Origin of the sequence: Actinacidiphila sp. bgisy160, assembly GCF_965342435.1 — a bacterium.
GTDB lineage: Bacteria > Actinomycetota > Actinomycetes > Streptomycetales > Streptomycetaceae > Actinacidiphila.
Window position 1 is genome coordinate 65,012 of record NZ_CBDRCM010000033.1, and the last position, 20,301, is coordinate 85,312.

At 73.5% G+C, this 20,301-nt stretch carries 27 protein-coding genes, 1 pseudogene and 1 riboswitch; of the genes and pseudogenes, 13 read left to right on the plus strand and 15 right to left on the minus strand.

Features of this window, described 5'->3' with window-relative positions:
• Positions 1-162: 162 nt before the first annotated feature.
• The 3 genes from bioD to bioB are packed head-to-tail and all read right to left on the minus strand — an operon-like array spanning position 163 to position 3,399.
• Positions 163-894 (minus strand): dethiobiotin synthase, encoded by a 732-nt coding sequence (gene bioD, locus ACRWNP_RS24160; RefSeq protein ID WP_431964686.1) that lies wholly within the window; start codon positions 892-894, stop codon positions 163-165.
• Positions 891-2,183: an adenosylmethionine--8-amino-7-oxononanoate transaminase gene (locus ACRWNP_RS24165; RefSeq protein ID WP_431964688.1), complete on the minus strand. Its 1,293-nt coding sequence runs from the start codon at positions 2,181-2,183 to the stop codon at positions 891-893. Before ACRWNP_RS24165 ends, bioD begins: the two co-directional genes overlap by 4 nt.
• Positions 2,176-3,399: a biotin synthase BioB gene (gene bioB / locus ACRWNP_RS24170; RefSeq protein ID WP_431964690.1), complete on the minus strand. Its 1,224-nt coding sequence runs from the start codon at positions 3,397-3,399 to the stop codon at positions 2,176-2,178. Before bioB ends, ACRWNP_RS24165 begins: the two co-directional genes overlap by 8 nt.
• 147 nt (positions 3,400-3,546) lie before the next feature.
• On the opposite strand from bioB, the gene ACRWNP_RS24175 reads away from it, so the two are divergent.
• On the plus strand, positions 3,547-4,695 hold the full coding sequence (locus tag ACRWNP_RS24175) for an 8-amino-7-oxononanoate synthase (protein ID WP_431964692.1): 1,149 nt from the start codon (positions 3,547-3,549) through the stop codon (positions 4,693-4,695).
• Between the two features lie 2 nt (positions 4,696-4,697).
• Here the strand turns inward: ACRWNP_RS24175 and ACRWNP_RS24180 are convergent, their stop codons facing one another.
• Both ACRWNP_RS24180 and ACRWNP_RS24185 read right to left on the minus strand, forming a co-directional pair.
• Positions 4,698-4,949 (minus strand): DUF397 domain-containing protein, encoded by a 252-nt coding sequence (locus tag ACRWNP_RS24180; protein WP_431964693.1) that lies wholly within the window; start codon positions 4,947-4,949, stop codon positions 4,698-4,700.
• 15 nt (positions 4,950-4,964) lie between these two features.
• The gene (locus tag ACRWNP_RS24185) at positions 4,965-5,816 is read right to left on the minus strand and encodes a helix-turn-helix domain-containing protein (RefSeq protein WP_431964695.1); all 852 of its coding nucleotides are present in this window, start codon (positions 5,814-5,816) and stop codon (positions 4,965-4,967) included.
• A gap of 285 nt (positions 5,817-6,101) precedes the next feature.
• On the opposite strand from ACRWNP_RS24185, the gene ACRWNP_RS24190 reads away from it, so the two are divergent.
• Entirely contained in the window at positions 6,102-6,533 is a 432-nt protein-coding gene (locus ACRWNP_RS24190; protein ID WP_431964697.1) for an ATP-binding protein, read from the plus strand.
• 12 nt (positions 6,534-6,545) lie between these two features.
• On the opposite strand, the gene ACRWNP_RS24195 is transcribed toward ACRWNP_RS24190, so the two are convergent.
• The 4 genes from ACRWNP_RS24195 to ACRWNP_RS24210 form a co-directional block, all read right to left on the minus strand.
• Entirely contained in the window at positions 6,546-7,190 is a 645-nt protein-coding gene (locus tag ACRWNP_RS24195) for an N-acetyltransferase family protein (protein WP_431964699.1), read from the minus strand.
• 33 nt (positions 7,191-7,223) lie between these two features.
• Positions 7,224-7,697, minus strand: a complete 474-nt coding sequence (locus tag ACRWNP_RS24200) for a C40 family peptidase (protein WP_431964701.1) — start codon at positions 7,695-7,697, stop codon at positions 7,224-7,226.
• A gap of 3 nt (positions 7,698-7,700) precedes the next feature.
• Positions 7,701-7,857: riboswitch (cyclic di-AMP (ydaO/yuaA leader) on the minus strand.
• A 351-nt stretch (positions 7,858-8,208) separates the two neighbouring features.
• Positions 8,209-8,511 (minus strand): hypothetical protein, encoded by a 303-nt coding sequence (locus tag ACRWNP_RS24205; protein ID WP_431964703.1) that lies wholly within the window; start codon positions 8,509-8,511, stop codon positions 8,209-8,211.
• Positions 8,512-8,517: 6 nt separating this feature from the next.
• Positions 8,518-9,159, minus strand: coding sequence for an ATP-dependent Clp protease proteolytic subunit (locus ACRWNP_RS24210; RefSeq protein WP_431964705.1), 642 nt, complete (start codon positions 9,157-9,159; stop codon positions 8,518-8,520).
• An 84-nt stretch (positions 9,160-9,243) separates the two neighbouring features.
• Between ACRWNP_RS24210 and ACRWNP_RS24215 the strand changes: the two genes are divergently transcribed.
• From ACRWNP_RS24215 to ACRWNP_RS24255, 9 genes are all read left to right on the plus strand, one after another.
• The gene (locus ACRWNP_RS24215) at positions 9,244-9,537 is read left to right on the plus strand and encodes a type II toxin-antitoxin system Phd/YefM family antitoxin (protein WP_431964707.1); all 294 of its coding nucleotides are present in this window, start codon (positions 9,244-9,246) and stop codon (positions 9,535-9,537) included.
• A 500-nt stretch (positions 9,538-10,037) separates the two neighbouring features.
• A complete protein-coding gene (locus ACRWNP_RS24220; RefSeq protein WP_431964709.1) occupies positions 10,038-10,376 on the plus strand; it encodes a TetR family transcriptional regulator C-terminal domain-containing protein in 339 nt (112 codons plus the stop codon).
• Positions 10,377-10,489: 113 nt separating this feature from the next.
• Positions 10,490-10,792, plus strand: a complete 303-nt coding sequence (locus tag ACRWNP_RS24225; protein WP_431964711.1) for an urease subunit gamma — start codon at positions 10,490-10,492, stop codon at positions 10,790-10,792.
• 9 nt (positions 10,793-10,801) lie between these two features.
• Positions 10,802-11,113, plus strand: a complete 312-nt coding sequence (locus ACRWNP_RS24230) for an urease subunit beta (protein ID WP_431964712.1) — start codon at positions 10,802-10,804, stop codon at positions 11,111-11,113.
• A complete protein-coding gene (locus tag ACRWNP_RS24235; protein WP_431964714.1) occupies positions 11,106-12,827 on the plus strand; it encodes an urease subunit alpha in 1,722 nt (573 codons plus the stop codon). Before ACRWNP_RS24230 ends, ACRWNP_RS24235 begins: the two co-directional genes overlap by 8 nt.
• A gap of 15 nt (positions 12,828-12,842) precedes the next feature.
• Positions 12,843-13,517, plus strand: a complete 675-nt coding sequence (locus ACRWNP_RS24240; protein ID WP_431964716.1) for an urease accessory protein UreF — start codon at positions 12,843-12,845, stop codon at positions 13,515-13,517.
• Between the two features lie 10 nt (positions 13,518-13,527).
• Positions 13,528-14,223, plus strand: coding sequence for an urease accessory protein UreG (gene ureG / locus ACRWNP_RS24245; RefSeq protein WP_431964718.1), 696 nt, complete (start codon positions 13,528-13,530; stop codon positions 14,221-14,223).
• Positions 14,220-14,981, plus strand: a complete 762-nt coding sequence (locus ACRWNP_RS24250) for an urease accessory protein UreD (protein ID WP_431964720.1) — start codon at positions 14,220-14,222, stop codon at positions 14,979-14,981. The genes ureG and ACRWNP_RS24250 overlap by 4 nt, the downstream gene beginning before the upstream one ends.
• Positions 14,978-15,421, plus strand: a complete 444-nt coding sequence (locus tag ACRWNP_RS24255; RefSeq protein WP_431964722.1) for a type II toxin-antitoxin system PemK/MazF family toxin — start codon at positions 14,978-14,980, stop codon at positions 15,419-15,421. Before ACRWNP_RS24250 ends, ACRWNP_RS24255 begins: the two co-directional genes overlap by 4 nt.
• A 60-nt stretch (positions 15,422-15,481) precedes the next feature.
• Here the strand turns inward: ACRWNP_RS24255 and ACRWNP_RS24260 are convergent, their stop codons facing one another.
• Positions 15,482-15,793 (minus strand): antibiotic biosynthesis monooxygenase family protein, encoded by a 312-nt coding sequence (locus tag ACRWNP_RS24260; RefSeq protein WP_431964724.1) that lies wholly within the window; start codon positions 15,791-15,793, stop codon positions 15,482-15,484.
• A gap of 194 nt (positions 15,794-15,987) precedes the next feature.
• Positions 15,988-16,293: a hypothetical protein gene (locus tag ACRWNP_RS24265; RefSeq protein WP_431964726.1), complete on the minus strand. Its 306-nt coding sequence runs from the start codon at positions 16,291-16,293 to the stop codon at positions 15,988-15,990.
• Between the two features lie 188 nt (positions 16,294-16,481).
• On the opposite strand from ACRWNP_RS24265, the gene ACRWNP_RS24270 reads away from it, so the two are divergent.
• A complete protein-coding gene (locus tag ACRWNP_RS24270) occupies positions 16,482-16,841 on the plus strand; it encodes a hypothetical protein (protein WP_431964728.1) in 360 nt (119 codons plus the stop codon).
• An 81-nt stretch (positions 16,842-16,922) separates the two neighbouring features.
• On the opposite strand, the gene ACRWNP_RS24275 is transcribed toward ACRWNP_RS24270, so the two are convergent.
• The 4 genes from ACRWNP_RS24275 to ACRWNP_RS24290 all read right to left on the minus strand — a co-directional run bounded on the left by ACRWNP_RS24275 (position 16,923) and on the right by ACRWNP_RS24290 (position 20,017).
• On the minus strand, positions 16,923-17,285 hold the full coding sequence (locus ACRWNP_RS24275; protein WP_431964730.1) for a cupin domain-containing protein: 363 nt from the start codon (positions 17,283-17,285) through the stop codon (positions 16,923-16,925).
• A 9-nt stretch (positions 17,286-17,294) separates the two neighbouring features.
• On the minus strand, positions 17,295-18,125 hold the full coding sequence (locus tag ACRWNP_RS24280) for a TIGR02452 family protein (RefSeq protein ID WP_431964732.1): 831 nt from the start codon (positions 18,123-18,125) through the stop codon (positions 17,295-17,297).
• 26 nt (positions 18,126-18,151) lie between these two features.
• The gene (locus ACRWNP_RS24285; protein WP_431964734.1) at positions 18,152-19,222 is read right to left on the minus strand and encodes an NAD-dependent epimerase/dehydratase family protein; all 1,071 of its coding nucleotides are present in this window, start codon (positions 19,220-19,222) and stop codon (positions 18,152-18,154) included.
• A gap of 78 nt (positions 19,223-19,300) precedes the next feature.
• On the minus strand, positions 19,301-20,017 hold the full coding sequence (locus tag ACRWNP_RS24290) for a lysophospholipid acyltransferase family protein (protein ID WP_431964736.1): 717 nt from the start codon (positions 20,015-20,017) through the stop codon (positions 19,301-19,303).
• A gap of 140 nt (positions 20,018-20,157) precedes the next feature.
• On the opposite strand from ACRWNP_RS24290, the pseudogene ACRWNP_RS24295 reads away from it, so the two are divergent.
• A pseudogene (locus ACRWNP_RS24295) lies at positions 20,158-20,301 on the plus strand (S1 family peptidase); the annotation flags it as partial.

Consider the following 20,301-nt stretch of genomic DNA (forward strand, 5'->3'; position numbering starts at 1 on the left):
CCACGGGCGGCCGAGGCCGCGCCGTCGGGCCGGCTGCCGATGCCGCCGGTCCTGCTCGCCTTCGCCCGTGCCCTTGGGGGGCCGCCCGCCCCGGAAGCGCCCTCACGCGCCACCCCCGGGCGTGTCCGCGCGGGACGGGCGGGGGCCGGACGGTGGAGCGGGTCAGGCGGGGCTGGGGGGTGCCCAGTGCGTGGTGAAGGCGGTGGCGTCCCAGATGCCGCCGATGCGGGGGGAGAGCCAGCCGGGTGCCGCCTGGCGGAAGACGGCGGGGTCGAGGGCGGCCGCGCCGGCGGGCAGCGCGCCCAGGAGCGGGATGGCGGTGACGTCGGGGAGGTCGGCGACGTTGCAGCGGGCGGCCAGGTCCGGGTCGTCCGGCCAACTGCCGATGACGAAGCCCGCGCACGTCAGATCCCGGGCCTTCAGCGCCTCCGCCGTCAGCGCGGCACCGTTGAGGGTGCCGAGCCCCGCCGGGGCGACCACGAGCACCGGGGCCGCGAGCATCCGTGCCGCGTCCGCCAGCGTGGCGCCCACCTCGTCGAGACGGACGAGCAGCCCGCCGGCGCCCTCGACCAGGACGATGTCGTGCACGGCCGCCAGCTTCGCCGCCGCCTCCGCGATGTCGGCCGGGCCCACCGGCGCGGTCCCGGAGCGCCGTGCGGCCGTCGCGGGCGCCAGCGGTTCGGGGTACCGGGCCAGTTCGACGCTCGTGACCTCCGGGCCGGCGAGCCGGGTGACCTCGGCGGCGTCGCCCGGCTCGCCGGGGCCCACGCCGGTCTGCGCGGGCTTCAGGTACGCGACGCTGTACTGGCTGAACAGCGCCGTGGCCGCGATCGCCGCCGTGGTCACCGTCTTGCCGATCTCCGTGCCCGTACCGGTCACGAACAACACCGTCATGCCGCCTCCGCCGCCGCGCGCACCGCCGCGCAGATGCGCGCGATGTCCTCGTCCCCCGTGATGTACGGGGGCATCGTGTAGATCAAGTCCCGGAACGGCCGCAACCATACCCCGCTGCGGACGGCGGCCCGCGTCGCGGCGGCGAGGTCGGCCTGGTGGTCGAGCTGGACGACACCGATCGCGCCCAGCACCCGCACATCGCGTACGCCCGGGAGCCCGGCGGCGGGCGCGAGCCCCTCGCGCAGCCCGGCCTCGATCCGCTTGACCTCCTGCGCCCAGTCCTGGCCGAGCAGCAGGTCGAGGGAGGCGCAGGCGACGGCCGCGGCCAGCGGGTTGCCCATGAAGGTCGGGCCGTGGGCGAGCACCGGCACCTCGCCCCGGGAGATCCCGTCGGCGACGCGCGAGGTGCACAAGGTGGCGGCCATCGTGAGGTAGCCGCCGGTCAGGGCCTTGCCGACGCACATCACGTCCGGGCAGACCCCGGCCTGGTCGGCGGCGAACAGCGTCCCGGTCCGCCCGAAGCCGGTGGCGATCTCGTCGAACACCAGCAGCACGTCGTGCTCGTCGCAGAGCTCGCGCAGCACGCGCAGATAGGCGGGGGAGTGGAAGGTCATGCCGCCCGCGCCCTGCACGACGGGCTCCACGACGACCGCGGCGAGTTCGTGCGCGTGAGCGGCGATCGTCTTCCGCAGGTGGCCGGCGTACGCCTCCTCGTACGCGGCCGGCGGCGCGTCCGCGAAGACCTGCCGGGGCAGGACGCCGGACCACAGCCCGTGCATGCCCCCCTCGGGGTCGCAGACGGACATCGGCTGCCAGGTGTCGCCGTGGTAGCCGCCGCGCCAGGTCATCAGACGCTGCTTCTCCGGCCGCCCGAGCGAACGCCAGTACTGCAGGCACATCTTGACCGCGACCTCGACCGACACCGAGCCGGAGTCGGCGAGGAATACGTGCCGTAGCGGCTCGGGGGTGATCTCGACCAGGCGGGCGGCGAGCCGCACGGCCGGCTCGTGGGTGAGCCCGCCGAACATCACGTGGCTCATCCGGTCCAGCTGGCCGCGGGCCGCCTCGTTGAGCACCGGGTGGTTGTAGCCGTGGATCGCCGACCACCACGACGACATGCCGTCGACGAGTTCGGTCGCGCCCTCTACCGGCTCGGCGAGCCGCAGCCGGACCCCGGCCGCGGACTCGACGACGAGCGGTTCGTGACGGCCCGGCATGGGCCCGTACGGATGCCACACGTGCTCCCGGTCCAGGGCCAGCAGCTCGCGGGGGGTGAGTGGCTCAGGCATTGGGCGGCAGGTCCGTGCCGGTGCCACGGCGGCGCACGGCCACCAGGTCGGTGCGGGTGGCACCGGCGGCCGCCGGCTGCGCGGCGCCGGCCTGGACGTCACCGTGGGCGTGGCCGCCGCACGGGCCGCAGCCGCCGCCCTCCCCCTCGCCGTGCGACCCGCAGCCCGCGGAGGCGTGCGAGCCGCAGCCCCCGGCCGCGGCCGCCGCGTCCGCCCGGTGTCCGGGCAGGGTCACCTCGCCGGCGCCCTCCACCTCGAAACCGGCGTCCGCGATCATGTCGAGGTCGGCCTTGCCGGCTTGGCCCTCGCTGGTGAGGTAGTCGCCCAGGAAGATGGAGTTCGCCAGGTGCAGCGCGAGCGGCTGCATGCTCCGCAGGTGCACCTCGCGGCCGCCCGCGATGCGGACCTCCACATCGGGACAGACGAACCGCACCATCGAGAGAATCCGCAGGCACCGCTGCGGGGTGAGGTTCCACTCCTTCGCCAGCGGGGTGCCCTCGAAGGGGATGAGGAAGTTCACCGGGACGGAGTCGGGGTCCAGCTCGCGCAGCGCGAACACCACGTCGACCAGGTCCTCGTCGCTCTCGCCCATGCCCGCGATCAGTCCGGAGCAGGCCGACAGGCCCGCCGCCTGGGCCTGTTGCACCGTTTCGACCCGGTCCGCGTAGGTGTGCGTGGTGGTGATGTCCCCGTAGGTGGCTTCCGAGGTGTTGAGGTTGTGGTTGTACGCGTCGGCACCCGCGCCACGCAGCCGCTCGGCCTGCCCGTCGGACAGGAGGCCCAGGCAGGCGCAGACCTCGACGGCCTCGTTCTGCTCCTTGATGGTCTCGATGGTCTTGGAGACCCGGTCCACGTCGCGGTCGGTCGGGCCGCGACCGCTGGCCACCAGGCAGACCCGCTTGGCTCCGCCGGCGACCCCCGCCGCCGCGGCGGCCGCCGCCTCGTCGGGCTTCAGCCAGGTGTATTTGAGGATCCCGGCCTCCGAGCCGAGCCGCTGCGAACAGTACGAGCAGTCCTCCGGGCACAGTCCCGACTTGAGGTTGACCAGGTAGTTCAGCTTCACCCGGCGGCCGAACCACTTGCGGCGCACCTTGCCGGCCGCGGCCACCACGTCGAGGAGTTCCTCGTCGGAGGTCGCCAGGACGGCGAGCGCCTCCTCGCGGGTGGGCAGCTCGCGGCGCAGGCCCTTCTCGACCAAAGCATTCAGCAGATCCATGCCGCGATCCTGGCGTACCGCACGGGCCCGGGCCAATGGGGCATGCCACAAGACAGCTCGCGCAGAGTGTGTGCATCACCACACCGTGCGAGACGATCCGGCACACTACGGTGGCGCCGAACCCTCCGCCGACCCCTGGGGACGACCATGAGCCGCGACCCGTTCGACTGGATCGACGCGCACGCCGAACGGCGTCGCGCCGCCGGACTGGTGCGCACGCTGCGGCCGCGGCCCGCGCGGTCGGCCCTGCTGGACCTCGCCTCCAACGACTACCTGGGGCTCGCCCACCACCCCGAGGTGACCCGGGCCGGCGCGGACGCCTGCCTGCGCTGGGGCGCCGGCTCGACCGGTTCCCGGCTGGTCACCGGCAGTACGGAGCTGCACGCCGAGCTGGAGGCCGAACTGGCCGCCTTCTGCGGTTTCGAGGCGGCGCTGGTCCTGGCCTCCGGCTACGCCGCCAACCTCGCCGCCGTCACCGCGCTGACCACCGAGCCGGACACCCTCATCGTCTCCGACAGCGGCAACCACGCCTCGCTCATCGACGGCTGCCGGCTCTCCCGCGCCGCCACCGAGGTCGTGCCGCACGCCGATCCGGACGCCCTGCGCAAGGCACTCATCGGCCACGGCGGGCCCGCCGTGGCCGTCACCGACTCGGTGTTCTCGGTGGACGGCGACGCGGCCCCGCTCGGTGCGCTGGCCGCCGCCTGCCGCGAGCACGGCGCGGCGCTGCTGGTGGACGACGCCCACGGCCTCGGGGTGCTCGGTCCCGGGGGCCGTGGAGCGGCCGCGGAGGCGGGACTGGCGGGCGCGCCCGGACTGGTGTGCACCGCCACGCTCTCCAAGTCCCTGGGCAGCCAGGGCGGAGTGGTGCTGGGACCGGCCCGGGTCATCGAGCACCTGGTCAACGCCGCTCGGACGTTCATCTTCGACACGGGCCTCGCCCCGGCGGCGACGGGCGCGGCGCTCGGCGCGCTGCGCCTGCTGAGGCGGGAGCCGGAACGCGCCGTACGGGCCCGGGCGGTCGCCGGCGAGCTGTACGAGCGGCTGGTGGAGGCGGGGCTGGACGCCACCGTGCCGGACGCGTGCGTCGTGTCGGTGCGGGCGCCGTCACCCGAGGCGGCCGTCGCGTGGGCCGCCGCGTGCCGTGCGGCGGGTCTCGCCGTGGGCTGCTTCCGGCCACCGTCCGTGCCCGACGGGATCTCGCGGCTGCGGCTCACCGCGCGGGCCGATCTGACCGACCGGGAGATCGGCGACGCCGTGGGGACGATCGTCCGTACGGCGCCGCCGCGCCCCTGAACTCAGGGGTGTTCGGTCAGGTTCCCCGTCGCCACGGCGGCGAGGAACTCCGCCCAGGCCGCCGGGGGGAAGAGCAGGGCGGGGCCGCGCACATCCTTGGAGTCGCGTACGGCGAGCTGACCCGAGAGCGGCCCGTCTCCGATGAGGGCCGTCTCGACGCAGTTGTTCGCCGCCGTGCTGTAGCTGCTGCGTCGCCAGTTCACGCCGAAGAGGGACGCACTGGAGGTGACGTACTGAGGCAGGACATTGGACATGGGGGGCGTGCCTCCTTACGCGCCTTTGCCGATGCCGGAGATGAAGGACAACGACTGCTCACTCGACAGGGCATGGGAGCGCAATCGATTGAAGGCAGCACCGTACGCCCTGACGTCCTCGTGCTGATCCAGATAGAGACTACTCGTCAAATGGTCGAGAACAACCACGTCGAGATCAGCAATGCGCGGAAATGAGAAGATTACGAAAGGCCCTGTGACGCCTATATGCCCACCGGCCGAGAAGGGCAGCACCTGCAGATGCACATGAGGCAGTGAACCCAGTTCCACAAGATGGCTCAATTGCGCCGCCATCACTCCGGGCCCCCCGACACTCCGGCGCAGCACCGCCTCGTCCAGTACCGCCCACAACTCCAGCGGCGGATCGGCGCGCAGCACCGCCTGGCGGGCCATCCGCACCTGCACCAGGGTCGCGATCTGCCGCGGACCGAGCTGCGGCAGGACCGAGCGGGTCAACTCACGGGCGTAGTCCGGGGTCTGCAGCAGTCCGGGAACCACCGTCGTCTCCAGGGTTCGCGCCCGGCAGGCGTCGGTCTCCAGGGAGATGAAGTCCCGGTAGGCGGAGGGAAGTTCCTCCCGGAACTCATGCCACCAGCCGCGCCGGTCGCCCTCGCTCGCGAGCGCGGCGAGCATCTCCCGCAGCCGCTGGTCGCGCACGCCGTACACGTCCAGCAGCGCCGTGACGTCCTCGGGGCGCACCCCGCTGCGGCCGGTCTCGATCCGGCTGACCTTGGACTGGTGCCACCCCAGCCGCTGGGCGGCCTCACCGCTGGTGAGCCCCGCCGTGTCGCGCAGACGGCGCAATTCCGAGCCGATCTTGCGGCGGCGTACCGCCGGCACCTGCTGCATGGTGTGTGCACCTCCCGGTTCCCGGCACCCCCGCCGGTCCCCGGGCGAAGTCTGCCGCGCAAATACGTTCTCTCGTAGCAGAGTTCACCGCTTTGGGCGACAGATATATGCATATAGCTGTGGTGACACCTGATTAAGGGCACGATGAGTGACACTCTGGCGCGTGAGTGCCGAACGGGGACGTGCCGCGTGGGCGGGGCACGGCGCCTTCGGCTGTCGCGCGCGCGGCCACGGGCGCGGCGGGCGCCGGCGTCCTGGTCACGGCGGGAAAGGGACAGCGTCGCCATGGCAGACCACCAGGAAGCATCCGTCACCCTGCCGAGCGACCCTGCCTCGGTCCCCGCGGTACGTCGCTACGTGAGCGACCTGCTGGTGGAGTGGGGCATGCCCGAGGATTCGGACCCCGCCGACTCCGTCCGGCTCATCGTCTCCGAGCTGGCGACCAACGCGGTGCTGCACACCCTCGGCCAGTCGCCGACCTTCACCCTCGACGTCCAGCTGGACCGGGACGAGCAACTGCGCATCGGGGTCACCGACAGTCACCCCCGGTGGCCCCAGCGGCTGCCCGCCGCCGTGCAGCAGGACAACGGGCGCGGCATGGTGATCATCCGTCATCTCACGGTGGAGGCGGGCGGCACGCTCCTGGTCACCCCCACCGCGGAGGGCGGCAAGACGGTCTGGATCAGCCTGCCCTGGGCCACTGCCGCCGTCGAGTGACCCCAGTGGCCCTCAGTCCTCCCGTGTGAGCAGCAGCGCCTCGGCGCCCATCGGGACGAAGCCCGCCGCCGTGAGCGCCCGCACGCTCGCCGCATTGCCCGGGGCGATCTGCGCCCACACGGTCTCGCCCCCGGGGACGAGATGGCGCGCCGCAAGCGCGAGCCGGCGGCCGAGGCCCGCGCCGCGTGCCCCCGGGTCGACCTCCAGGGCCGCCTCCCAGCGGCCCGCCACGCCCCGGCCGGTCAGGACCGTGCCCCCGGGCACCGTCCACGCCCGGACGTCGTCACGGTGCCGCAGGGCCCGGGCGATCCGCGGGTGGTCCCGTTCGGCGGTCTCCCGCAGGGGCAGGCCCAGCGCGGCCGGCGGCCGCCCAGGCAGCGCCGGCGCGGCGGTCAGCAGGTCGACGTTGTTCACCGTGCGGTCCAGCAGCCCGCACAGCGCGGTGAGGAACGGCGGATCGAGCGGTGCCGAGAGGTCGCCGGGCGGCAGCAGCCCGCGGATCCGCCCCGGGTCGGCGTCCGCGAAGACCACGGCGTGGGCGGTGAAGGCGATCACCCCGGCGTCGCGCGGCGTGGGCTGCGGCACGACCGTCACCGAGCCGTCGGCGGGCGGGAAGACGCCCACCGCGGCGTCGGCGAGGATTCGTTCCAAGGACACACCGGCACGCTACCGGCACGTCCGCGACCGGGGTCACTTCACCCGGCCGTACCAGACGCTGCGGCTCCAGATCATCTCCAGCCGCACCCGCCCGCCGGGCTTGGGGGAGTGCCAGATCTTGCCGTGCCCGGCGTACATCCCCACGTGGTAGACGTTGCTCCCGTAGTGGAAGAACACCAGGTCGCCGCGGGTCCGTGCGGACTTCCGGATGTGCCGGACGCTGTTGTACTGCGCCGCCGCGGTGCGGGGCAGCTTCTTGCCCGCCTTCTTGAAGGAGTAGAAGGTGAGCCCGGAGCAGTCGAACCTGCCGGGGCCGGCGGCCCCGTACTGGTACGGCGCGCCCTTCTTGGACGCCGCGATCCGCAGCGCCTTGGTGGAGACCGTCGCCGCGTCGGCCTGCTGGGCGAGCTCCGGCAGTACCGCGGGACCGGCCACGGCGGCCGCCGTGAGGGCGGATACCGCCCCCAGCCGGCACAGGACCCCGGACATGGCTGTTGGCGCACTCATGCGCAACCCTTCGTCGTCCGCCTGCGAAGGATGACCTGTCGGGTTCGGGCAGGCGAAGATGCCCGGCCGCGGCTGCGGCTTCACCCCAAGGGTCCGGCGACCGGCGCCGGACCCGTACTGCTCGGGTCCTCCGCTCCTGCCGGTGCGTCGTTGTCGACCTGGCATCCGCGCGGCGGCAGGATTCGGCGTCCGCGCGGACCGCCCCGCCGGGATGACGGGGGCTTGTCGTCAAAGGGATGATCACCCACCGAAGCGACCGATTCCCAGCGCAACCGGTCGAATGTGAGTCTGTTCACGACTCACCTATTCGGGTGGACTCCGCGACGCAGGGCCCGGACTGACGACTCGAAAGGAGTCGAACACCAGGGGCGGAGCGTCAGATTCCGGATGAGTGCGGCCGTGTCGCGCAACTTGTGACCACTCGGCCGTCCACGGCAGATACAACGATCGGGCGAGTCCATTCGGTTCGAGTTCGCGTCGCCCGAACGGACCAGTGCGTCGTGACGCTCCGTCAGCGACGGTGGGGCGGCAAGGTGACCTGGCCGGTGCGCCGTTCGCCGTCGAGCACCCGCAGCGCCCGTTCCATGGTGGCCGTGTGCACCTCGCTCTCACCGCGCATGTGCATCAGTGTCAGCGCGTCACGCAGCTCCGTCGCCCGCCCCACCAGGGCCTGCGCGGCGCGCAGCGCCCCGTAGGTGTCCCGGGAGCGGGACGGGTTGATCCGGCCCAGCAGGTCCACGACCTCCAGATAGGTGTCGACGAGCTCGCCCTCGGCCCGCGTCAGGGCCGGGAGCGGTGGCAGTTCGGGTACCACGGCCGGTCACCGCGCGGAGTGCGGGGGGCGGCCGGCGCCGTCCTTGCGGCTCAGCGTCAGCCGGTCCACCAGTCCGTAGGCGAGGGCCGATGGAGCGTCAAAAATGGTGTCCCGTTCGATGTCGGCCCTGATCCGCTCCGGTTCCTGTCCGGTGTGCCGTACCAGCAGCTCCTCCAACTGATCACGGCGGCGGAGCAGTTCCGCGGCCTGGATCTCCAGGTCGGCCGTGGTGCCCTGGATCACCTCCCCGAACGAGGGCTGGTGGATCAGCACCCGCGAGCCGGGGGTCGCCAGCCGCTTGCCGGGCGTTCCGGCGGCGAGCAGGACGGCCGCCGCCGAGGCCGCCTGGCCGACGCACACCGTCGACACGTCGCAGCTGACGAACTGCATGGTGTCGTAGATCGCGGTCATCGCGGTGAAGGACCCGCCGGGCGAGTTGATGTAGAGCGAGATGTCCTGCTCCGGGGCGGCTGCCTCCAGGTGGATCAGCTGCGCCATCACGTCGTTGGCCGAGGTGTCGTCGATGGGCGTCCCGAGCAGGACGATCCGCTCCTGGAGCAGCTTGGAGTACGGGTCCATGGAGCGCACGCCCTCGCTGGTGCGCTCGGTGAACTCGGGCAGGACGTAGCGGGCGGTCGGTCGAAGCATCGCTGCACCTCCGTGGGCACCTGGGCAGGGGTGCCCGTCGCTGTAAAAAATGTACAGGACGTACATCTCGTTATGATGGGGAGCATGGCCCACGAAGTCCCGGTGACACAAGCGCGTGCGGAACTGGCGGAACTGATCAACCGCGTCGTCTACGGCGGTGAGCGGGTGGTCGTGACACGTCACGGCAAGCCGCTGGTCGCCCTGGTTTCCTCCGCTGACCTGCAACGACTCCAAGAACTGGACGCCTCCCCCGTGGAGGCGGTGGTCAGTACGGTCTCCTCGGTGCGCGGGGCGGTGTCCGCCACGGGCGAACGCCGCCGCTTCGGTATCGCCGCGGAGCACCGCGGTACGACGAACGCCCGCCACGACGGCGCCTGAGCGGCGGCTTCCGGCGGGCGTTGCCCGTAGGCGTGCGGCGGTCGGTCAGCCGTCCGCCGCCCGGTGGCGGGCGCGTACGGCCCCGGCCGCCAGTGCCGGCGGCCCCAGCAGGGCCCAGGTGGCCGGCACCGCCACCGGACCGAAGGCCCCGTGTCCGTCGAAGAAGGCGCTGCCGCGGATCGGTGAGCCCCCCGGCGCCGGGTGGCGGCAGCCGGCCCAGGACGCCCACCGCAGCGGGAAGCATCTCCGGTTCGGAGGTCACCCCGGAGAACGGGTCGCCGGGCAGGGCGACCAGCAGCGCGGCCGGTGCGATGCCCACGCGGCCCAGCAGCGCCGACAACCCGCCCCGGCGGCCGCGATGGCCGGCGTGGTGAGCCCGATCGCCCCCGCGTTCACCCACCCGTCACCGCCCGGCGCGCCCAGTCGGCTCTGCGCCAGGGCGGCCCCGGCGACACCCGTGAGCGCTGGTCACCGAGCCGCTGCCCGCCCCGGGGCAGGTCGTGGCCCGGCTCTTCGGGCTGCCGCCGCTCGGCGACGACGGCGCCGCGCCGCGGCTCGCCGCGCGGGTCTGGAGCCAGGCGTTGCGCAACCCCGTCCCCGCCGGGCGGCTGGGGCAGGGATACGCCCGGGTGGTCGCGGGACTCGTGTCGTACGCCGATGAGCTGAGACGCCGTGGCATGCTGCCGGAGGACGCCGAGCCCGACGAGGTCGCCCGCTCCCTGATCGGCACGGTCCAAGGGGTGATGCTGCAACGCGCGCTGTTCCCCGAGGCCGACGTCACCACCTTCCGCGGCGGACCGCGCGCGCTCGCCGGCTTCACCCCGGAACCCGGGAGTTAACGCGGACGAAACGCCGCCGAACTAGCCTGCGGCTTCCGGACAACGGCAGAGCGGATCCGCGCGCCGGGACGCCCCGCGGGCCCGTTCACCCGGGACGACTGCGAGGTGTGGCCATGCAATTGACCCCCCACGAGCAGGAACGCCTGCTCGTCCACGTCGCCGCCGACGTGGCGGAGAAACGGCGGGCCAGGGGCCTGCGGCTGAACCACCCGGAAGCCATCGCCCTGATCACCTCGCACCTCCTGGAGGGCGCCCGGGACGGCCGCACCGTCGCCGAGCTCATGGCCTCCGGCCGCAAGGTGCTCACCAGGGACGACGTCCTGGAGGGCGTGCCGGAGATGATCCACGACGTCCAGGTCGAGGCCACCTTCCCGGACGGCACCAAGCTGGTCACCGTCCACGAGCCGATCGTCTAGGGGCGCCGCGTGATCCCCGGGGAGATCCTCCACGCAGCCGAACCGGTCGCGCTCAACGCGGGCCGGCCGGTCACCCGGCTGACCGTGCTGAACTCCGCCGACCGGCCGGTCCAGGTCGGCTCCCACTACCACTTCGCAGAGGCCAACCCCGGCCTCGTCTTCGACCGCGCCGCGGCCCGCGGCAAGCGCCTGGCCGTCGCCGCCGGGACCGCCGTGCGCTTCGAGCCCGGCATCCCCGTCGAGGTCGAGCTCGTACCGCTGGGCGGCGCGCGGATCGTGCCGGGGCTGCGCGGCCAGACCGGAGGTGCTCTCGATGGCTGAGATCCCGCGTGCGGTCTACGCCGACCTGTTCGGGCCCACCACCGGGGACCGTGTACGGCTCGCCGACACCGACCTGCTGATCGAGGTCGAGAGGGACCTGTCGGGGGGCGCCGACGGCTCGGGCGACGAGGTCGTCTTCGGCGGCGGCAAGGTGATCCGCGAGTCGATGGGGCAGGCCCGCGCCACCCGGGCCGAGGGCACCCCCGACACGGTGATCACCGGCGCCGTCGTCCTGGACCACTGGGGCGTGGTCAAAGCCGACATCGGCATCCGCGACGGGCGGATCGCTGCGCTGGGCAAGGCCGGCAACCCCGACACCATGGACGGCGTCCACCCGGACCTGGTCATCGGACCCGAGACGGAGGTCATCGCCGGGAACGGCAAGATCCTCACCGCCGGGGCCGTCGACGCCCACGTCCACTTCATCTCCCCGACGATCGTGGACGAGGCCCTGGCCTCCGGCATCACCACACTCGTCGGCGGCGGCACCGGCCCCGCCGAGGGCACCAAGGCCACCACCATCACGCCGGGACCCTGGCACCTGGCCAGGATGTTCGCCGCACTGGAGCACTACCCGGTCAACATCGGCCTGCTCGGCAAGGGCAACACCGTCTCCCATGAGGCGATGCTCTCCCAACTGCGCGGCGGGGCCGTCGGCTTCAAGATCCACGAGGACTGGGGTGCCACCCCGGCCGCCATCGACGCCTGCCTGACGGTGTGCGAGCCGACCGGCGCCCAGCTCGCCGTCCACACCGACACCCTCAACGAGGCCGGATTCGTCGAGGACACCCTCGCCGCCATCGCCGGACGGGGCATCCACGCCTACCACACCGAGGGCGCGGGCGGCGGACACGCGCCGGACATCATGACCGTCGTCGCCCACCCCAACGTCCTGCCGTCCTCGACCAACCCGACCCGTCCGCACACCGTCAACACCGTCGACGAGCACCTCGACATGCTGATGGTCTGCCACCACCTCAACCCCACCGTCGCGGAGGACCTCGCCTTCGCCGAGTCGCGGATCCGGCCAGGCACGATCGCGGCCGAGGACGTCCTGCACGACCTGGGGGCGATCTCGATCATCTCCTCGGACTCCCAGGCCATGGGCCGGGTCGGCGAGGTCGTCCTGCGCACCTGGCAGACGGCGCACGTCATGAAGCGGCGGCGCGGCGCCCTGCCCGGCGACGGGCGGGCCGACAACCTGCGCGCACGTCGATATGTCGCCAAGTACACCATCAACCCCGCCGTCGCCCAAGGTCTCGACGGCGAGATCGGCTCGGTCGAGAGCGGCAAGCTCGCCGACCTGGTGCTGTGGGACCCGGCGTTCTTCGGTGTCAAACCGCAGCTCGTCCTCAAGGGCGGCCAGATCGCCTACGCGCAGATGGGCGACGCCAACGCCTCCATCCCGACCCCCCAGCCGGTCATGCCGCGGCCCATGTTCGGCGCGATCGGCGGCGCTCCCGCCGCCAACTCCTTCACCTTCGTGACGCACACCGCCCTCGAGGACGGTCTCGCCGAACGCCTCGCGCTCGGGAAGCGGTTCCTCCCGATCCGCGACACACGGCGCGTCACCAAGGCGGACATGCGCGAGAACGACACCATGCCGCGCGTCGAGGTGGACCCCGACACCTTCACCGTCCGCATCGACGGAGACGTCGTCGAACCCGCCCCGGCCATGGAACTCCCCATGGCCCAGCGGTACTTCCTGTTCTGAACGGGCGGGGGGACGATGAACCGCGCCGCGCTGCTGCTGCTCGCCGACGGCCGCTTCCCCGCCGGGGGCCACGCCCACTCCGGAGGAGCCGAGGCGGCGGTCGAGGCGGGCCGGATCACCGGGCCCGGCACGCTGGAGGAGTTCTGCAGGGGCAGGCTGCACACCACGGGCCTGGTGGCCGCGGCGCTCGCCGCCGCGGCCGCCGCGGGAGCCGACCCGCTCACGCTGGACGAGGCCGCCGACGCCCGCACCCCCTCACCCGCGCTGCGGCAGACCGCCCGCCGCCTCGGCCGGCAGATGCTGCGGGCCGCCCGCGCCGCCTGGCCGTCACCCGGGCTCGACGCGCTGGCCACCGCCCGGCCGCGGGGCGCCCACCAGCCCGTCGTACTCGGCGTCACGGCGCGGGCCGCCGGCCTCACCTCGCTCGACGCCGCCCACGCGGCGGCGTACGAGGCCGTGACCGGGCCGGCGACCGCCGCCGTACGCCTGCTGAGCCTCGACCCGTTCGCGGTGACCGCCGTGCTCGCCCGGCTCGCCCCGGACCTGGACGAGGTCGCCGCCCGGGCCGCCGACGCAGCCCACCGCTGCCTCACCGAGGGCACCGGCGCCCTGCCGGCCGCCTCCGCGCCCCTGCTCGATGTGTACGCCGAGGCCCACGCCGGGTGGCCCGTCCGCCTCTTCGCCTCCTGAAGGGAGCTTCATGCACCTCGACCACGACCACGCCGTCTTCCCGCAACGGCACACCTGGGCCACACGCACGGCCCGCCCCGACGGCAGCCGCCGCGCGCTACGGGTCGGCCTCGGCGGCCCGGTCGGCTCGGGCAAGACCGCCACCGTCGCGGCGCTGTGCCGCGCGCTGCGCGACGAGTTGTCCATCGCCGTCGTCACCAACGACATCTACACGCGCGAGGACGCCGACTTCCTCCTGCGCCACGCCGTCCTGCCGCCCGAGCGGATCGCCGCCGTGGAGACCGGCGCGTGCCCGCACACCGCGATCCGCGACGACATCTCGGCCAACCTCGAGGCCGTCGAGGACCTGGAGGACGCCCTCGGGCCGCTCGACCTCGTCCTGGTGGAGTCCGGCGGTGACAACCTCACCGCCACCTTCTCCAAGGGTCTGGTCGACGCCCAGGTCTTCGTGATCGACGTGGCCGGCGGCGACGACATCCCGCGCAAGGGCGGCCCCGGCGTCACCACCGCGGACCTGCTGGTCGTCAACAAGACCGACCTCGCTCCGTACGTCGGCTCCGACCTCGGCCGCATGGCGCGCGACGCGCGGCAGCAGCGCGGCGACCTGCCGGTGGTGTTCACCTCCCTCGTCGCCGAGAACGGCGTCGCCCCCGTCGCCGAGTGGATCCGTATGCGGCTGGCGGCCTGGGCAGCCATCCCCGCGTGAGCGGCGTCCACGCCACCGCGCGGATCACCGCCGTCCCGGACGGCCGCGGCGGCACCGCGCTGCCCGAACTCACCGGCGACGGGCCGCTCGCGCTGCGCCGTACGCGCTCCGCCGACGCAACGGCGGCCCGGGTGACGGTCGTCGGCGCCATGACCGCCCCGCTCGGCGGCGACCGGCTGGCCCTGCACGTCAACGCCCGGCCGGGCGCCGTGCTGCACGTGGACGCGGCGGCGGCCACCGTCGCGCTGCCCGGCCGCGGCGGGGAGCAGGCGCGGTACGACGTACGGCTCACCGTCGGCGAGGACGCCGTGCTGCACTGGCTGCCGGAGCCGCTGATCGCCGCGGAGGGCTGCGACCTGCTGATGACCACCGCGGCCGAACTCGCCCCGGGCGCCCGCCTGGTGCTGCGCGAGGAGCAGATCCTCGGGCGGGCGGGGGAGCGGCCGGGCCGGCTCACGACCCGCCTCACGGTGCGGATCGGCGGCCGTCCGCTGCTGGACCAGGAGCTCTCCTTCGGGCCGGGCGCGGCGGGCGGGACCGGCCCCGCCGTCCTGCACACGCACCGAGCGGTGGGACAACTGCTGGTCGTGGACCCCGCGTTCGAGGAGAAGCCGGTGGAGCCCCGGGTGCCGGTACGGGACACGGAACAGGGCGAGGCCGTGCTGACCCCGCTCGCCGGTCCTGCCGCCCTGCTGACCGCCCTCGCGCCGGACGGGCTGTGCCTGCGCCGCATGCTGTCGGCTAGCGTGGCCCCGTGACGTCGATAGACACCGAGAACCCGGGCCGCTACGGCCCCCACGCGACCACCGAGGCACAGCCGGAGCAGGTCGGCCCCGTCCGCACCGAGTACGCGCCGGCCCACGACGGCGACCCCGACCCGGGCGAGATCGTCTGGACATGGGTGCCCTTCGAGGAGAACGACGGCCGCGGCAAGGACCGTCCGGTCCTCGTCGTCGCGCGCGAGCCGGGCGACACGCTGCTCGCGGTGCAGCTGTCCAGCAAGGAGCACAACGACGACCGCGAGTGGGTCGCCATCGGTTCCGGACCGTGGGACAAGTCCGGCCGCGCGTCCTGGGTGAACGTCGACCGCGTGCTGCGCGTCCACGCCGACGGCATGCGCCGCGAGGCCTGCGCCCTCGACCGGGGCCGCTTCAACATCGTCGTGAACCGGCTCAAGGAGCTGTACCGCTGGCGCTGACGCGTCCGCGGACCGGCCCCCGGGGCGGGCACCGCCCCGGGGGCCGCAGCCGGCGCCGCGTCAGGGCTTCACGTCGGCGACGACCGCGTACTGCGTCGACTCGTGCTCCAGGATGCACTCCCGCAGCCCGACGCGCCGCGCCTTGAAGTCCTCGCTCGCCAGGTACGCGAGGTACTGGTCCAGCGACCGCCACTCGCTGGTCACGATCCAGCTGTCGGGGTCCGTGAGGGACCGGCACAGCTGCGAGCTGATGAAGCCGTCCGCCTTGACGATGCCGCGGTGCACGAGGTCGTATGCCTGCGCATACTGATCCCCCTTGCCCTTGTGAAGCCGAATCCGCAGAACGACGCGTGTCTTCGGAGTGCTGTCCATGGAACCTCGATCCTTGGGGGCGCGAGGACCGTGCGCACGCCGCAGCCGCGCTGAGGACGGTGGCGTGGGGCCCGGGCGGGCCGCTCGATCGCACGGGGCGGTGCGGGAGTCGCGTGCCAGGGGCCGTCGAGCCGGGTCCCGGGACGGTCGCCCGGGGGACCGCCTCGTCCATCCCGGGAGGATGGCGCGCCCAGTCACCGCCGTCCCCTCGACTGTGCGGCCGTCACCCGGGCGGGGCAAAAGGCGCTGAGCCGAACGGGTGAGCGGGCCCCGGGACTACGGCCCCGGGCCCCGGTCAGCAGGCCGGTCAGCACCGCCGCCGCCCCACCCGCGCCGTCCCGGTGGAGCACCTCCGTACGGTGGACGAGCCGCGGCTCGGTGAACGGCACCGCGACGACGCCTGCCGCCCCCTCGGCCGCGGAGCGCGGCAGCAGCGCCGGACCGAGCCCCGACCTGACGAGTTCCAGCACCGTCCGGCCCTCGGGCCCCTCATGCCGCACGCTTGCCTCATCGTTCGTCAGCGGCCCCGCCGAGGCGGCCGTGGAGCATGCCGCCAACCGCCGCTCCGGCCTTATGGGTTGGTAAAGAAACACTCATAAGATCTTCTCCCGGAGGCCTGCGGGACGAAAGGATCCCCCTGCAGTTGTGTTCGGGCCGCCACGAGCGGCACCAACAGCAGGGGGAGTTCATGGTCAGACGCATGGCCGTGCTCGGGCTGACCGCGGCCCTGATAGCCGGCACCGTCGCCACGGCGGCACCGCAGACCGCGGTCGCCCGCAGTGGGCCGACGACCCACGGACACGGCGGCGCCGCCGAGGCCCACGGCGTACGGATCGCCGCGGCACACGCCGCCAGGACGGGCATCGACTGGGTCGCCTGCCCGGCGGACTGGGGCCTCGCGAGCCCCGTCCAGTGTGGCTGGGTGACCGTACCGGTGGACTACGCCAAGCCCCACGACCGGGTCACCAGCTACTTCGTGTCGGGCAAGCTCGACCGGTCCGACGTGACGTGCGCCCCGCACGCCGCTCCGGTGCCGCCCGCGAGCTGACCCCACCGCGGCACACAGCCAAACGGCCCCGGCGCGCACACAGGGCGCGCCGGGGCCGTCCGGCGTTCCCGGACCGGGCGGCTACCCGAGCCGTACCCCGGTCGTGCCCGCGTCCTCGTTGCCGTCGCCGGTGTTGACCGTTCCGCGCGGCTCGAACATCAGGATGCGGGTGCCCACCTCGGCGCGCGGCCGGTGCGGCACGCCCCGGGGCACCGTGAACACCTCGTGCGGGCCGAGGGTCACCGTGCGGTCCGGCAGGTCCAGGTGCAGCCGTCCGGCGAGGACGAGGAAGAACTCGTCGGTGTCCGCGTGCGCGTGCTCGGCGAAGTCGCCCTCGACGTTGGCGACCTTCACGTCGTAGTCGTTGACCTCGGCGAGGACGTGCGGCATCCACTTCTGGTCCACGGCGTCCATCACGGTGTCGATGTTGCGCTTGTCGCTCATGTGACTCCTCTACGCGGGGAAGGCGGCGGCGAAGGCGGCCCGGGTGGGCGAGTCCGCGCGCCGGTCCAGTACGGCGAAGACGACCCGGCCGAAGCGGTCCGCGAACCGCCCGCCCGGCCCGAGGTGCCCGCGGAAGGCGGCGGCGACCGCCGCCGGGTCGTTGCGGAACACCCCGCAGCCCCAGGCGCCCAGCACCAGGGAGGGGTAGCCCTGCACCGCCGCGACCTCGAGCACCCGGCCCGCCCGTGCCGACAGCGCGGCGGGCACCCGGTCCACGGTCTCCGGCTCCTGACGGGCGATCACTCCCGCGTTGGGCGCGGCGGAGGTGAGGAAGCCGGCCTCGAAGGGCTCGTCCAGCAGGACGCCGTGCTCGTCGCGGAAGACCGGGACGCCGGGGGAGTGGATCACCCGGTCGCTGTAGAAGGGGCTGCGGTCCTCGCGGTGCCGGTCGTAGAACTCCCGCACCGTCAGCAGCGTCGTGTACAGCGCCGACGCACGGCAGAGCGCTTCCTCCTGGGCCTGCGCACCGTTGACGTAGCCGCCGCCGGGGTTGCGTGCCGAGGCGAAGTTCAGCACGGCGACCGGGGCCCCCGGGGCCTGCTTCACCAGCCGGCGCGCCGCCTGCAGGCTGTCCTCGCCGGTCACCTCGAAGGCCGTCGGCCCGACGCCGTCCGCGCCGGGACCGGGATCGACGGGCCCGGGGCCGTACATCCGCGTCCCTCGCACGGCCCGGTCGACGGCCTCGCCGATCGCCACGTCCACGCCGCGTGCCGTGCGGTAGCGGCCGCTCGCGACAAGGCCTTCCGTCTCCTTGGCGAGGGCCCGCAGCCGCGCACTCATGTCCCGTCCCTTTCCACGCCCCGAGGCTATTCGGCCTCCCGGGGTCCGGCGAGGGGTTTTCCGGCTGCCAGCCAGCGGTCCTCGGCCTCGTAGTCGAACAGGTCGCCGAAGCGGTCGTAGGTCGAGGCCAGGACGGGGAAGGCCTCCCGCCAGTCCCGTCCGCCGAGCCGCTCGACCAGCCAGGCCACGTTCTCCGGCAGGGACTCCGCGTAGCCGGTCACGGCGCGGTAGCCCAGCTCGCGCTCCGCGGCCGACATGTCCAGCACGAAAGGGTGCGCCGTGGTCCACGGGGTGTCGCCGACGTTCTTCGCCGGCGGAGGGCCGTCCACGGCGTACGTCTGCGCCCGGTGGCCCAGCACCGCGTCGATCGCGTCCGCGATCTCCGCCACCGTCGGGGCGTACGGGTCACCGGCGTTGAGCACCCGCGAGCCGGGGCGGCGGGCGGCCAGCCGCACCAGCTCGCCGAGGTTCGAGGCGTGCACGGGGTGGAAGCGGCTGGCGCCGTTGTACGCGAGCACCCGGAACGGCCGCCCGTCCACGGCCCGCTTGACGAAGTACAGCTCCCGCGGCCGCAGGCTGTGCGGGCCGTGGACGGCCCCGGCCCGCAGCAGCGTGACGGGCAACCGCCCCTCCGCCGCGAGCAGGTCGCGCTCCAGCGCCACCTTGCGCGCCGAGTAGCCGCCCTCGCCGGGGGCCAGCACCGGTTGCGTCTCCGCGATGGGCACCGGGAAGACGGGCGCGCCGTCCGGTTCCCCGCCGGTGTCCAGGCTCCTGCCCCGGCCGTCCTCGTAGACGGAGCAGCTGGAGACGACGACCGCGGAGCCGATGCGGTCCGCGAGGTCGGTCAGCTGCCGGGCGTGCTCCGGTCCGTAGGCGACGCAGTCCAGCAGTACGTCGCAGCCTTGGCCGAGGGCCGCCGCCAGCGCGGCCGTGTCCTCGCGGTCCACGGCCACCGGCCGGACCCCGTCGGGCCACTCCACGTCACCGCCGCCCCCGCGGGAGGCGGCCCGCACCTCCCAGCCGTCCTCCGCCAGGGCGCGCACCGCCGCCCGGCCGATCTGTCCCGTGGCCCCGATCACCAATGCGGTTCCTGTCATGACGGGAACGCTAGGCGGGCCGGGGCGGCCGGGACCAGGGCCGTTCGCCGTGCGCGGATCCGCCCAGGGCGCAACCGGTCAGGCCCCGCGGCGCAGCCGGGAGCCGATGCCGGACTGGCCCTGCTGCTCCGCCTTGACCTCGGCGGCGTAGCGGTCGACGTACTCCTGGCCGGACAGGGCGAGGATGGCGTACATGATCTCGTCCGTGGCCGAGCGCACCACGTAGCGCTCGTTGTCCATCCCCTCGAAGCGGGAGAACTCCAGCGGTTCCCCGAAGCGGATCCTCACCGGCTTGATGCGCGGCAGGCGCCGGCCGGCCGGCTGGATCTCGTACGTGCCGATCATCGCGCACGGGACCACCGGCACCCCGGCGCGGATGGCCATGGTGGCCACGCCGACCTTGCCCTTGTAGAGGCGCCCGTCGTGGGAGCGGGTGCCCTCGGGGTAGATGCCGAGGAGTTCGCCCTTGGCGAGCACCTTCATTCCCTCGCGGATCGCCGACTCGCCCGCCTTGCCGCCGGAGCGGTCGACCGGGATCTGCCCGATGCTGTGGAAGAACGCCGCTGTCAGCCGCCCCTTGAGGCCGGTGCCGGTAAAGTACTCGGCCTTCGCCAGGAAGGTGATGCGGCGCGGCAGGATCGCGGGCATCAGGAAGTGGTCGGAGAACGACAGGTGGTTGCCGGCGACGATCGCCGCGCCCTCCTCCGGGATGTTCTCCATGCCCTCGATCCTCGGACGGAACAGCACCCGCAGCAGCGGGCCGAGGATCACGTACTTGAGCACGTAGTAGAACACGGACTGACTCCCAACTGGCGCCGGTCGGTTCCGGCGGCGTTCTGCCAGGTCACATCGCGATTCCAGGATCGTCAGTCTAGGCGCGGCGGGTGCCGGGCGTCACCGGGGCCGCGGGCGTGTACCCGTTCGCGCGGAACCGGGGCGACCGCGGCGGCTCATTCATCAGTGGCGACCAGGCCCAGGGCGTCACCTCCCGAGGCTGGGGCAGCTGCTCCTCCGGAGGCGGCGCCTGGTTCCGGCCCGTCAACCCGATCCAGGCCCGATACGGCCTGACCCCGCACACC

Excerpts from the sequence above, each read along its gene's own strand:
- ACRWNP_RS24180 (WP_431964693.1), bottom strand. The coding sequence starts at position 4,949 with ATGTCCAATGTCCTGCCTCAGTACGTCACCTCCAGTGCGTCCCTCTTC.
- bioB (WP_431964690.1), bottom strand. The coding sequence starts at position 3,399 with ATGGATCTGCTGAATGCTTTGGTCGAGAAGGGCCTGCGCCGCGAGCTG.
- ACRWNP_RS24165 (WP_431964688.1), bottom strand. The coding sequence starts at position 2,183 with ATGCCTGAGCCACTCACCCCCCGCGAGCTGCTGGCCCTGGACCGGGAG.
- ACRWNP_RS24185 (WP_431964695.1), bottom strand. The coding sequence starts at position 5,816 with ATGCAGCAGGTGCCGGCGGTACGCCGCCGCAAGATCGGCTCGGAATTG.
- ACRWNP_RS24235 (WP_431964714.1), top strand. The coding sequence starts at position 11,106 with ATGGCTGAGATCCCGCGTGCGGTCTACGCCGACCTGTTCGGGCCCACC.
- ACRWNP_RS24280 (WP_431964732.1), bottom strand. The coding sequence starts at position 18,125 with ATGAGTGCGCGGCTGCGGGCCCTCGCCAAGGAGACGGAAGGCCTTGTC.
- bioD (WP_431964686.1), bottom strand. The coding sequence starts at position 894 with ATGACGGTGTTGTTCGTGACCGGTACGGGCACGGAGATCGGCAAGACG.
- ACRWNP_RS24240 (WP_431964716.1), top strand. The coding sequence starts at position 12,843 with ATGAACCGCGCCGCGCTGCTGCTGCTCGCCGACGGCCGCTTCCCCGCC.
- ACRWNP_RS24275 (WP_431964730.1), bottom strand. The coding sequence starts at position 17,285 with ATGAGCGACAAGCGCAACATCGACACCGTGATGGACGCCGTGGACCAG.
- ACRWNP_RS24285 (WP_431964734.1), bottom strand. The coding sequence starts at position 19,222 with ATGACAGGAACCGCATTGGTGATCGGGGCCACGGGACAGATCGGCCGG.
- ACRWNP_RS24260 (WP_431964724.1), bottom strand. The coding sequence starts at position 15,793 with ATGGACAGCACTCCGAAGACACGCGTCGTTCTGCGGATTCGGCTTCAC.
- ACRWNP_RS24200 (WP_431964701.1), bottom strand. The coding sequence starts at position 7,697 with ATGAGTGCGCCAACAGCCATGTCCGGGGTCCTGTGCCGGCTGGGGGCG.
- ACRWNP_RS24210 (WP_431964705.1), bottom strand. The coding sequence starts at position 9,159 with ATGCTTCGACCGACCGCCCGCTACGTCCTGCCCGAGTTCACCGAGCGC.
- ACRWNP_RS24225 (WP_431964711.1), top strand. The coding sequence starts at position 10,490 with ATGCAATTGACCCCCCACGAGCAGGAACGCCTGCTCGTCCACGTCGCC.
- ACRWNP_RS24175 (WP_431964692.1), top strand. The coding sequence starts at position 3,547 with ATGAGCCGCGACCCGTTCGACTGGATCGACGCGCACGCCGAACGGCGT.
- ACRWNP_RS24215 (WP_431964707.1), top strand. The coding sequence starts at position 9,244 with ATGGCCCACGAAGTCCCGGTGACACAAGCGCGTGCGGAACTGGCGGAA.
- ACRWNP_RS24270 (WP_431964728.1), top strand. The coding sequence starts at position 16,482 with ATGGTCAGACGCATGGCCGTGCTCGGGCTGACCGCGGCCCTGATAGCC.
- ureG (WP_431964718.1), top strand. The coding sequence starts at position 13,528 with ATGCACCTCGACCACGACCACGCCGTCTTCCCGCAACGGCACACCTGG.
- ACRWNP_RS24190 (WP_431964697.1), top strand. The coding sequence starts at position 6,102 with ATGGCAGACCACCAGGAAGCATCCGTCACCCTGCCGAGCGACCCTGCC.